The 12,750-nt window shown below is 41.3% G+C and carries 9 protein-coding genes; 6 read left to right on the top strand and 3 right to left on the bottom strand.

The genetic code is table 11. From position 1 onward, the window contains the following. The first annotated feature begins 64 nt into the window (after positions 1-64). Together MKY17_RS26880 and MKY17_RS26875 are read left to right on the top strand one after the other, a co-directional pair. A complete protein-coding gene (locus MKY17_RS26880; RefSeq protein ID WP_098371617.1) occupies positions 65-2,071 on the top strand; it encodes a penicillin-binding transpeptidase domain-containing protein in 2,007 nt (668 codons plus the stop codon). Positions 2,072-2,409: 338 nt separating this feature from the next. Continuing rightward, a complete protein-coding gene (locus tag MKY17_RS26875) occupies positions 2,410-4,479 on the top strand; it encodes a SpoIID/LytB domain-containing protein (RefSeq protein WP_098371615.1) in 2,070 nt (689 codons plus the stop codon). Between the two features lie 31 nt (positions 4,480-4,510). Here the strand turns inward: MKY17_RS26875 and MKY17_RS26870 are convergent, their stop codons facing one another. Continuing rightward, the gene (locus MKY17_RS26870; protein WP_339201129.1) at positions 4,511-5,002 is read right to left on the bottom strand and encodes a hypothetical protein; all 492 of its coding nucleotides are present in this window, start codon (positions 5,000-5,002) and stop codon (positions 4,511-4,513) included. Between the two features lie 101 nt (positions 5,003-5,103). Continuing rightward, entirely contained in the window at positions 5,104-6,528 is a 1,425-nt protein-coding gene (locus MKY17_RS26865; RefSeq protein WP_339201128.1) for an alkaline phosphatase, read from the bottom strand. A 242-nt stretch (positions 6,529-6,770) separates the two neighbouring features. Between MKY17_RS26865 and secA the strand changes: the two genes are divergently transcribed. From secA to MKY17_RS26845, 4 genes are all read left to right on the top strand, one after another. Then, entirely contained in the window at positions 6,771-9,155 is a 2,385-nt protein-coding gene (gene secA / locus MKY17_RS26860; protein ID WP_339201126.1) for a preprotein translocase subunit SecA, read from the top strand. Continuing rightward, a complete protein-coding gene (locus MKY17_RS26855) occupies positions 9,152-9,613 on the top strand; it encodes an SLAP domain-containing protein (RefSeq protein ID WP_098371612.1) in 462 nt (153 codons plus the stop codon). The genes secA and MKY17_RS26855 overlap by 4 nt, the downstream gene beginning before the upstream one ends. Continuing rightward, a complete protein-coding gene (locus MKY17_RS26850) occupies positions 9,598-9,783 on the top strand; it encodes a hypothetical protein (RefSeq protein WP_098371611.1) in 186 nt (61 codons plus the stop codon). Before MKY17_RS26855 ends, MKY17_RS26850 begins: the two co-directional genes overlap by 16 nt. A 72-nt stretch (positions 9,784-9,855) precedes the next feature. Next, positions 9,856-11,643 carry an LTA synthase family protein gene (locus tag MKY17_RS26845; RefSeq protein WP_098371610.1) on the top strand — a complete coding sequence of 596 codons (1,788 nt, stop codon included), beginning with the start codon at positions 9,856-9,858 and terminating at the stop codon, positions 11,641-11,643. 20 nt (positions 11,644-11,663) lie between these two features. Here the strand turns inward: MKY17_RS26845 and MKY17_RS26840 are convergent, their stop codons facing one another. Then, positions 11,664-12,590: an LCP family protein gene (locus MKY17_RS26840; RefSeq protein ID WP_098371609.1), complete on the bottom strand. Its 927-nt coding sequence runs from the start codon at positions 12,588-12,590 to the stop codon at positions 11,664-11,666. Positions 12,591-12,750: the final 160 nt, after the last annotated feature.

The raw sequence follows: 12,750 nt of genomic DNA, 5'->3' as shown, positions 1-12,750 counted from the left end.
CCATTCCCCTAATATTTTGCTAAACTATAGGTATATCATTCTAACTATTCATTAGGAGGAAATCATGAAGAAACTAGTTTTAGTTTCCAGCTTATTGTTGATGAGCGTATTGTTTCTGGCCGGATGCTCGGATGAGCCAAGTCCTGAAGATCGCTTTGCGGCATACACGAAGCTTTGGAATAAACAAGATTTTGCAAAAATGTACGAGTATCTGTCACCTGAGACAAAGAAAGAAATCAGTGCGGATGAATTTGCGAACCGTTATGAAAAAATCTATACGGGCATAGAAGCCGACCAATTAAAGGTGGACTATAAACAGCCTAAAGAAGAGAAAAATCATAAAGATGGAGAAAAGGTAAGCCTTTCATATACCGTTGACATGTCCACTATGGCTGGTGCTGTCAGCTCTGACCATAAAGCGACACTTGTCAAGGAAGGGGAAGGCGAGGAAGAAAATTGGTACATCAAGTGGGATGAAAGCTATATATTCCCACAATTGAAAGCTGGAGAGAAGGTATCGGTTGAATCGTATCCAGCCATTCGCGGTGAAATTGTCGATCGAAATGAACGCGGCCTTGCCATGAATGGAACGGTAGCAGAAGTGGGGATCGTGCCAGAGAAAATGGCCAACGACTCCGAAACGGTTAAAAAGGTCGCTGGAATCCTCAATATGTCCACCGACGAAGTGAATCAGAAATTAAAACAATCATGGGTAAAGCCAAGCTATTTCGTGCCCATCAAGAAAATGTCAAATGATAATGCCGCAACCTTGGAAAAGCTATTGAGCATTGCCGGTGTATCTGTCAATAATACGGAAGAGCGTATATATCCATATAAAGACGCTACTGCCCATCTAATTGGATATGTCGGTGAGGCATCGGCGGAAGATCTGGAGAAATTGAAAGGAAAAGGTTATACCGCAAGTGACGTTATTGGCAAGCGAGGTCTTGAGGAAGTGTTGGAAGCACGGCTTAAAGGTAAACCTGGCGGTAAAATCTTTATTAAAACCGAAGATGGTGAAGAAAAAGTGATTGCTGAAAAGCCTGCTGAAGAGGGAGAAACAATTACCTTGACCATCGACGCCGAGCTTCAAAAGGATATCTTCGAGCAATATAAGGACGAAACTGGATCGGCATCGGCAATTGATCCGATGACAGGCGAAACGCTTGCACTTGTTTCAAGTCCGTCATTCGATCCTAATAAATATATTTTCGGGATAACAAAAGCGGAACAAAAAGCGCTTGAAGAAGACCCGGAAAAACCACTTTTGAACCGCTTCAGTTCGACGTTTGCACCTGGATCAACCATTAAGGCCATCACTGCGGCAATCGCTTTGGAAAATGGTGTGGATCCGAAAGAGTCGATCAATATCCAAGGGAAAACGTGGGCCAAATCGACATGGAAAGATCATTCCATTACAAGGGTGTCGGACCCCGGTGTTCCAATCGATATGGAAAAGGCATTAATTTATTCAGACAATATTTACTTTGCCCAAAAAGCTTTGGGGCTTGGAAAGGAAAAATTCACAAATGGACTCAAGGCATTCGGATTTGATGAGTCTTTGAATTACGATTATCCAATCAAAGCATCGAGCATCGGTAAGATCGACAGTGAGGGACGCTTGGCAGATGCCGGATATGGTCAAGCGCAAGTCCAAATGAGCACGCTACATCTCGCCATGACCTATTCAGCCTTCTTGAATGAAGGAAACATCCTGACACCTTCGTTAATAACAGGAGATAAAACAGAAAAGAAAATATGGAAAGAAAATGCGATATCAGCAGACCAAGCAAATCAGATCACCAAGATGCTGACACAAGTGGTGGAACATCCTAAGGGAAGCGGACATGGAATAGATGATCTTGGCATCAAAATCGCTGCCAAAACGGGAACTGCCGAAATCAAGGCATCCAAAAATGCTGACGGAACAGAAAATGGCTGGTTTGTTGCCATGGACACAGAAGACCCGGAACTTCTCATGGCATGGATGATGGAAGATGTAAAAGGACGAGGCGGCAGCCATGTCGTTGTCGATCATATGAAACCGGTGTTGAAAAAGTATTTGAAGTAAAGAAAAAAGTCATCCATCAGAAATGGGTAAAAATGCAGCAAGCATTTACCATTAAAAAGCAGGACATGGTTTCTTACATGTCCTGCTTTTATTTTTTCACATGTTGAGGATTCCATTTTGTTAAGACAATAAAGCTGGAATTGAAGGATAATGAGTCGTACATACAGAATGTAAAAAGAGTACCTGCAAGTAAGCCCGCGATCCAGGTGGTCCTGAAATCCATCAGGGGTTTCTGCAGCTGTGACATCTTCCAGGCCGTTATCCATGCCAATGGATTGAACAGGATTAATTCAAAATTCTTTGAAAGATAAATAGAATAGGAATGAGGATGAAAAGCAATGAGAAGTTTAAGGTATTTGTTTATCGCTTTCTTTATCATTTTTTTTGCATTTCCTTCTCATGAAACAACGGCAGCGGAAGAGAATACAACGATGGAAGTGAAACTGAAGAATTATTTGGGGAATAGAACCAGCGTCAAAATAAAGGCAACCGGGGACTACAGTACTTCAGGGGGAGAGATATTCATTAAGGCGGGGGAAAATCTGACTTTGAAAGTGGAGTCGGGTAAACTTGCTGTATACAAAGGTTTTAAGAAAACGGGATCTTATGCTTCCTTTAAGGTTATGCCAGTTAAACCTGATGCTTCATTGTCCATAAACGGCCGTCCGTATCTTGGCTCATTTTCATTTACAGCGGAGGACGGTTACATCCGGCCAATCAATCATGTTTACATGGAAGATTATCTGAAGGGCGTTGTCCCATTGGAGATGCCCGCTCTATGGCATGCCGAGGCCTTAAAGGCACAGGCGATTGCCGCCCGGACTTATGCACTTCGCCATCAATCCGCAATAATTGATGATACGGTTTCTTACCAAGTATATGGCGGGGCAGCCGGTCACTATCGAACTAATTCAGCCATTGAACAGACAAAGGGCATGGTAATCAAACATGATGGCGAAATAATCGAAGCGTTCTTTTCCTCAAGCAATGGAGGAATGACCGAATCGAATTCAAATGTTTGGACAAGTGGCAACCCCCTTGGATATTTATCTATAAAAGAAGATCTCTATGATTCGAAAACCAATTGGGAGATAATGCTGGACAAGCAGCAAATCGACCTGTCAAAAATGGATTTATCTAAACCGGAAGAATGGTGGGCAAGTGTAGAGGAAAAAGATAAAACGGTTGTGCCGAAGCTGAAGGTTTGGCTGAAGAATAATGGATATGCGAATAAAGATATTAAAATAACGGAGATTCCCTTGTTAACATTTACAGATGAAAAAACGGGAGGCCGTGTAACGAAAGGCTCCATCCAACTGAATTTCTATGTAAGAGATCTCGTTGATGACAGGGGGAAACTTTTGCAGCAAACGGTTAAGCTTACTAATGTAGCGGCTTCCAAAATCAGGGGCATGGTGGGGCAAGAGGTGATGAAAAGCTATTTGGTTGACCATTCATCTACCAATCCTTCCAAAATCTCTATTGAAGGATCAGGATATGGGCATGGTGTCGGACTAAGTCAGTTTGGAGCGAAAAACAGAGCGGAAGCAGGCCAATCATATCAAGAGATTTTGTGGTTTTATTATCCTGACACAACTATAGAAAAGGAATATGGACCAGGTGCTGGATCTAAAACGGAACCTGTCGTAAAGGCGGAACCGAATTCAGTAAACATGAAAGCGGAGACGGATCATTTAAATGATGAGGTTGGAATCACATACTCCCTAAAAGAAGATGCTGTGGTAACACTCACGATTAAAGATAGTAAAGGGAAAGCCTTAGCTACCCCAGTCCGTGACCAAACAATGAAAAAGGGTACCCATTCTGCAATCTGGAACACAAAAGCGGTAAGTAACGGTACATATGAAGCAGAAATATCAGCAATGGACCGAAGCGGGAATGAAGGTTTGGCCACAATGGCGATTAAGATCAGTAAAGATACGTCGGCACCGAAAATAACCGATGTCAATACATCGGGTGATTATAGTACCGAGAAAGCGAACATAACCTATACAATTAATGAAAACGCTAATGTAACAGTGGAAATTAAAAACAGTAAAGGTAAGGTTGTTGGCATCCTTTCTGAAAGGCAGTTCCATAAAGGCAGCCAATCGGCAACCTGGGATTTCAAAAATATATCCAACGGGATGTATACGGTGACAATCTCCGCTAAGGATAAGAGTGACAATCAGAAATCCATTTCAACGAAAGTCTCCATTAGGAAGACCCCGGGAATAGTGACAGCAAGCGAATTATATATTAAAGAAAATAAAAATGCATCTTCTGAAACGGTCGGGAAACTATACAGGGACCAAGCCGTAACAATCCTAGCTCAACAAGATGAATGGTATAAAGTGAAAAAGGGAAGCCAAATTGGTTATGTATTAAAAAAACATGTAAAGAAATGAATGGGGAGGACGTCAATTATGGCGTCTTTTTTTATAAATGGTATTTAGATTCTTCATCAAATTCACGAGTAAAAGGCGCAAACTCACGAGTAAACGCGCCAAATTCACGAGTAAAAGGCGCAAACTCACGAGTAAACGCGCCAAACTCACGAGTAAATGCGCCAAACTCACGAGTAAATGCGCCAAACTCACGAGTAAAGCGCAATTTCACGAGTAAAAGGAGCAAACTCACGAGTAAAGGGCACAAACTCACGAGTAAATGCGCCAAACTCACGAGTAAAAGGCGCAAACTTACGAGTAAAAGGCCCAAACTCACGAGTAAATGCGTCAAACTCACGAGTAAAAGGAGCAAACTCACGAGTAAACGCGTCAAACTCACGAGTAAAAGGCCCAAACTCACGAGTAAAGGCCCAAACTCACGAGTAAAGGGCACAAACTCACGAGTAAACGCGCCAAACTCACGAGTAAAAGGAGCAAACTCACGAGTAAAGCACAAACTCACAAGTAAATGCGCCAAACTCACAAGTAAATGCCCCAAAACTTTGTTTTAACGACCTCAATAGAAATGTATACGGAAAAAATCCAGTTAATTTAGATAGAATTTTAAAAGAGGACTGAATGTATTCATTCCTCTTTTGTTTTATGCTGACCGGGTGTGAACGGAACACCGGCGGCTTTTGAGATGATTTTCGAAATATCCGTATTTTCAAGGACTCCATCGAAGGCTTCACTGCCTGGACCCGAGGCGAAAATGGGAATCATATTGGCTGTGTGCCCTCCTGTGGAACTGGCCGCCCGTATGCTTCGATCAGCTACACCCGCCTTATGATGCCTGGCGATAGTGCTTCCGATTTCCCAATCGATTTGATGTTGTGGATAGACAAGCGTTCTATTCTTTCTTACGTTATCGATGAATTGATCGACTTCCTGATCCGTAAGAGATATATGTGCATACTTCTTGAATGTGGAAACGACACTTTCTGGATTGATTTCATTATTTTTATCGAATGTAAGTTGTTTGGACATATATTCAGATGAAACCCTGATTTTTTTCAATGCAGTGATATCCATTGTTTCAGAAGCGGAGATCCCCATTGTTTCGTGGTCTGCAAGTACAACAATCAATGTATCATTTCGATTTTTTGCCCAATTTACAACCTCTTTCACGGTTTGGTCAAATTCGATCGTTTCTTTCCATATTCCAGTGATATCGGCTGCATGCTCCATATGGTCAATACGCGCACCTTCAGCCATCAAGAAGAATCCTTTATCACCCCTTGATAAAATATCCATCGCTTTGGATGTCATTTCGGGCAGGGATGGCTCTTGAGAATGTAATACTTCTTTATCCAGTTTAAAATTCATATAGGTAGGGTGAAATAACCCTAAAAGTTTTTCCGGTTTATTAATGGAGCTAAGTTCTTCTTTCGTCGTCGTAATCCCATAGCCAGCTTGTTTAAATTTAGCGATTAAATCCTTGCCATTCTGCTTATCCGCCTCGAAATAGTTGGCACCTCCGCCGAGAATGACGTCGATGCGGTTATCAAATAGCTGCCTAGCGATATTTGCGCCACCTGTCCAGCGGTTAGGAACACTTGCACCAAAGGCAGCGGGTGTAGCATCGACTACCATATTGGTTGAGATGATCCCCACTTTTTTTCCATTGCTCTGAAACGCATCCAATATACTATCCACCTCGGAACCATTGGCATCGACACCGATAGATTCATTGTTGGTTTTTATACCAGTGGCAATCGCGGACCCTCCTGCTGCAGAGTCAGTGACGAAATTATTGGCGGAATACGTGCGCATCAGGGCAACATGCTCCAGTTGTTCCAAATGTAGAACACCTGTCTTTCCATATTCCAATTGCCGGGCAATTTCTATGGCCCCTACCCCCATGCCGTCGCCAATCAGCAATATGACATTCTTGGGGGTGTTTTTTGTCTCTGCTTGAATAGGTGAGCTCATGTAAATAAGGCAAAATATAAGAACGAATAATCCGAAGAGATGCGGCTGTGCAAGTTTATGAATGAAATTCTTATTCATCTGTAATCCTCCATTGGGTGAAAGTCTTTCTATTATTTGTTTAAATCGATAAAAAAACCCCTCCCTGATATTCAGGATGGAGCTAATCTTTTTAGCGCTTTTAATGGAAGGGCATCCAGCCGCTTTTTACGTAATTTATCTTTCAAAAAAAGAAAGAATTTCTATGATAATTAATAAACAGTAAATATTTAACTGATATAATTTAACTAAAGTTCAATTGAATTAATAGGAGAGAAAACCCTATGCTATCCAGTATGAAAAAGTTCTTCAAAGAAGGTTCTAAAGACTTAAAGAGAATTTATAAGTTGGTAGAAGATGTGAATCGGCTAGAGGGTAAATATGAAAGTTATTCAGATCTGGAATTAAGCGGAATGAAGGATAGATTTAAAAGCGTATTGGATGCTGGTGACAATATATTGGATATACAAGCCGAAGCTTTTGCGGTCGTGAGGGAGGCTTCTAAACGAGTATTGAATCTTAGGCACCATGATGTTCAGCTTGCAGGCGGTTTTGTCCTGAGTGAAGGGGGCATCGCACAAATGAATACGGGCGAGGGGAAGACGCTTGTCTCTACTTTGCCTAGCTATTTACATGCACTGTACGGTAATGGTGTCCATATTATTACGGCCAATGAATATTTGGCCAGACGTGATATGGAGTTAATGGGACAAATTCATGAATTTCTAGGGTTGACGGTTGGTTTGAATATTTCCCAAATGGGGCCTTCCGCAAAACGTGAAGCGTATGCGGCAGATATCACGTATGGAACGGCAACAGAGTTCGGTTTTGATTATTTGCGTGATAATATGGTTTACCGAAGAGAAGAAAAGGTTCAGAGAGGACACCGATTTGCCATCGTCGATGAGATTGACAGCATCTTGATTGATGAAGCGAGGACACCATTAATCATTGCGGGCAGGGCAAGCGACGGAACCGAGCTTCACCAGATCACGGCACAAATCATGAAGACATTTATAGAAAATGATGATTACGAGATTTTCAGCGATTCAAGGTCTGCCTTTTTTACGGATCAAGGGGCTTCAAAGATTGAAGAGGCCTTTGGTATCGACAATCTGTATGGAATGGAACATCAAGAGTTATTACATAATGTTACACAGGCGCTAAAAGCCCATGCAATCATGAAATTGGATGTGGACTACATTGTCATCGTTGGTAAGGTTGCAATCATCGATAAATTCACAGGCAGGGTGATGGAAGGGCGAAGCTTCAGTGATGGGCTTCATCAAGCGATTGAGGCAAAAGAAGGCTTGGAGATTTCCGAAGAGAATGAAACACAGGCCATGATTACCGTCCAAAATTATTTTCGATTATATCATTCAATGTCTGGGATGACAGGCAGTGCAATGCCATCAAAGTCTGAATTCCAGGAAATATATCAGCTCCCCGTCATTGAAATTCCAACGAATGAGCCCATCATTCGAGTTGATGAGGTTGATTTGATTTATAAAGATGAAACCAGCAAAATCAACAAAATCGTCACGGAAGTAAAACGGATTCATGATGGAGGCAGACCTATTCTGATCGGGACGACCTCCATTGAGCAATCTGAAAAAATTTCATTTCAACTAGAGAAGGAGAAAATTAAACATCAAATCCTTAATGCGAAGACGGAAGAGGATGAAGCGGAAATCATTGCGAATGCCGGGCAAAAAAATCAAGTGATGCTGGCTACGAACATGGCTGGGAGAGGAACGGATATATTACTTGCGAATGATGTCAAGGAATTGGGCGGCCTTCATATTATCGGTACGGAGCGACACGAAAGCCGTCGGATCGATATGCAGCTAAGAGGACGTTCCGGCCGGCAGGGTGATCCTGGTTCAACACAATTCATCATTTCTTTGGAAGATGATTTGTTTGATTACTATGATGAAGAAGAAATCGGGCGTTATATCAAGAAAATCAAAACGGATGAAAATGGATTGGTGCTGAGCCCTGCACCCGATAAATTCGTAAAAATGGTTCAGGAAACGGTAGAGCAGATGCATCAATCAAGCCGTTACCATTTATTGAAGTTAGAACATGCATTAAATGAGCAGAGTAAAATCATCTATGCAATGAGAGATCGGATACTTGATATGGAGCCTGGACGGATGTCGGCCATTTTACTTGAATATATCGAAAAATACATTACTCGGCTTACAGTGAAATATTACCCTGAACATATGGTGGAACCTGATCCCTCTGCCTATATTGAAGAGCTTTCCCTTGTTTTCCCGTCGTTAGGTTGGCAGGCAAGTGATTTTCAGGATTTAGAAGGCCAAATTGAAGGAAAAGCGTTGGATGCTTTAAGTGAATTGGAATCGAGGCTGAGGCTGATGATCTTTCAAAACGATGCAGAATGGGGAAACCAGTTGCGTGCTTTCATGTTGCAGCATATTGATACAAATTGGATGAACCATTTAGATGAAATGAACAGTGTGAAGGAAGGCATTGGTTTAAGCGGATATGGTCAGCAGGACCCATATACACTTTTTGAAAAAGCGGCTCTCAGTCAATTCAACCTTCTATTAAGTAAAATTGAGTCGGAGATAAGCATCCGTTTTATGGAATATATGAAAAGCAATCAGAAAGATGCAGCTGCTTTGGAGGGTGAGGAACGATGAGTTTATTTGGAAAAAGGGATAATGTAGCTTCAGATGTACATGAGTTATTAAATCAGGATGACACCATTCATACTGCCCTGATGTTTCACAAAGGGTGGGAAATTTCCAAGCAAGAGGAATATGTATATAAATTCCACCATCAAAGGCTGCCTGCATTAAAACCGAACCAAATTTCAATATCCGGCATCAAGCTGACCAGGGTGGAAGATGATGTAATCATAGTGGCTTTTCTACGAAATTCAATAGAGAAAGCTGTCAGGTTTGATATCGTGGATTTACTGTTAGTTGATGGAGATGGGAAATTCCTCGCAAAAAAGACATTCGATCTTACAGAGCTTGGTGAGATTCCAGCACTTTCAAGCATGCCATGGCGTTTCTTATTCGAGGAAGGAGATTTGTTGGCGGAATCGATTCCTGATGAAGGTTGGAAGATTGCTTTTGAATGGAAGAGGAAGTAGGAAAACAACCGCATGATCTGGCGGCAACCGGCAGCTTTTTGCTGGAGTGCCAAAGCAAAGCCCTCATCCTTTTAGTGATGAAGGCTATTTGTTTATTAGGGAAGTCATTAGTGCCAAATATTTATGCCGTTTTCTGTGTGCATTTTCTCATAAATGGCAACGCTAAGTAATATTTATAAGTAATCTTCCGCAATCAGGCTTAACTAAGGCTTGGAAATAATGAAGAGGAAAGTGGCAGGAGCATGAAGAATAACCTGAATCAACGATTGAAGGAGAGGCTATTTGAGATATTGTCATTTTCAATCGTCGCCATACTTTTCATTTATACGAATGATAGGATGGGTAACGATCTTTCTATTGGGATCATTACGATAATCATCGGTGTTGCCGGTTTTATTGTCTATCTGAAGGAATGGATAACGAGTCGAATCGTAAAGGGCATCATTTTTTCAGTTTTCCTTCTTTCGATCATGCTCTTTTTCCTTGGGGACATCTGGTTTTATCGTTATTATTCGACACCTATAACGTCCTATATGTGGATGCAAAAAAGTAATCTGAATGGGCTAGGTGAAAGTATATTCAGTATGGTGGAAATGAAGGATGCAATCTTTCTTCTGTTAGGCATTCCAATTGCTGAATCATTTGTGAAGAAAAAATACCCCCTCAAGCATATGGCTCTAGTGCCGGCCGTAATATTCCTGATGATAGCAGGATTAAAGCCGGTCAAGAATATCTTTATCGACAAAGTAGATATAACCCGGCGTTATGAGGCGAATACCTTCTTGCGAAACTGGGGCCCTATCGGTCATCACGCATTGGATACGTATGCCTATTTTACTGACTCGGGAAGGCATGGAATGTCCTCGGAAGAAAAGAAGGCCGTTTCTGATTACTTCAATAAAAAGAAAAGAAAGGAAAATGTCCATTCCGGATCCTTGGAGGGGAAGAATCTCATTATCATCCAGGTGGAATCTTTACAGGCGTTTCCGCTATTTCAAAGTAGTGCCGGGCAGGAGGTCACGCCATTCATGAATGAACTGGCGAAAGGGGGGATGTACTTCCCGCATGTATATCCACAGACGGTATTTGGAAATTCATCTGACGGAGAGCTTATCGTGAATACCGGACTATTTCCTTTAAAGCAAGGTGCGACCTTTTTTCGATTCCCTTATAATGATTTTCCGGGCCTTGCTAAGGAATTGAAGAAGTCGGATTATCAAAGTTTTGCTTTCCATGGAGATGAAGAAGACTTTTGGAATAGGCAGCATGCATATCCCTCGCTAGGGTTTGATGACTATCTTTCCATAGAGGATATGCAGCAGGATGAGATGATTTCGATGGGGTTGGGAGACCGCAGTTTCTTCAATCAAAGCTATGATTTCTTAAAAGATAAACGAAATCCCTATTACGCCTTTTTCGTTACTCTGACCAGCCATGTACCTTTTTCACTACCGAATGAACAGATAACATTGAAGCCTGAAGTTGGAAAAGAGAACAGTTACCTGACCAAATATTTTGAAGCCATTCATTATACAGATTCCGCCATCGGGGATTTCATAAAGAAGTTGAAGGATGACGGGAAATTGAAAGACAGCGTGATTGTCATATACGGAGATCATGATGGCCTATTTTTAAAAGATAAACAAGAGGTTGAAGCGTATTATGGCAGTAAAATTAGCGATGAAGAGTGGATTGAAAAATATATGCCCATTCCCGTGATCATTTATCAGGAGGATATGGAAGGAAGAACGATTGATAAGGTAGCGGGCCAAATCGATATTCTACCAACTCTATATGATCTGTTCAATATTAAGAGTTCTTCATACTTTGGAGAGAGCATGCTGAATGGCGAAGAGGGTGATGCTTTGGTATTGAAAGGGGATTATGGTTCTCAAATGAAAATAAATGGGGAAGGCAAGGTCGATGGATTTTCACCTGTAGACCAAAAGGAGATCGATCTGAGTGATCAAGTGATACGTTCCGATTACTTTAAACAAATTGGAAAAAAGGTAAAAAAAGAGGATGACTGATAAAAGCCATCCTCCATTCATTATAATCCCAGATGTGCTTTCACACGATTTTGGGCTTCAAGCTTTGTATCTTCTGGAACGATGTTGTACCAAACGCCATTTACCCGTTGATTGTCACCTTCGAGTGTATATTGTTCAATATTTTTGAGGGATGATTTGTAGTTATTTTGGATACTTAACATTTCATTGAAACTTAAATTGGTTTCCACGTTTTTACCTAGAGCTTCGAATATATCGTCATAATTGGTAAGTGTTGATAGGCTTGACCCTTTTTTCATGACAGCTTGGATAACCTGGCGTTGACGCATTTGCCTTCCATAATCCCCGCGGGGATCTTCTTTACGGATTCGGGAATAAATCAAGGCCTCTTTACCATTTAAGTCGATCGTGCCTTTGTTGAAGGTATATCCTTTATAGGCAAGGTCCATATCATTATCGACTGTGACACCACCAACGGCATTCACAATATCCTGAAAGCCTTCCATATTCATTTTGACATAATAATCAATCGGAATATCCAAATAGGCTTCCACTGTATTTATCGACATGGCAACTCCGCCATATGCATAGGCATGGTTCATTTTATCAGTTGTACCTTTACCGATGATCTCTGTACGCGTATCTCTCGGTAAACTCAATAACTCAATCGATTCCTTTTTAGGATTAACCGTCATGACGATCATCGTATCTGATCGACCTGAGTCATTTTTTCTTTCATCCACACCAAGAATTAGTAATGAAAATGGATCTTTGCTTTTGAACTTTATGTCCTCTACCCGCTTATCCGTTTTATGGGCTGTACCCTGCATGGTGCTGATCGCACCGGCTAATGATTGATAAACTGAAGCGCCATAAACACCTGCGCCAATGAAAAGGATAAGAAGGGTGAAGCCGATTATTTTAAACGTTTTGCGTTTCTTTTTCTTTTTTTTATGTTCGGATCTCATTTAATATTCCTCCCTTAACCATCCCACAAAATGGAAGGTGTGAAAAAGTACCTAGTCGGTATTTTTAACTATACCTTTTTTTTGTCAAAAATAGAATAGTTTCTTTTTGTAGTTAGAGTGCATATTTTCCTTTTTTTATCCAAAAAAACGAAGGATTCTA

The sequence above is a fragment of the Peribacillus sp. FSL P2-0133 genome (assembly GCF_037975445.1).
Lineage (GTDB): Bacteria > Bacillota > Bacilli > Bacillales > DSM-1321 > Peribacillus > Peribacillus simplex_E.
The sequence above is the reverse complement of the archived record's forward strand: the minus strand, read 5'-3'. Positions and strand labels throughout refer to the sequence as shown.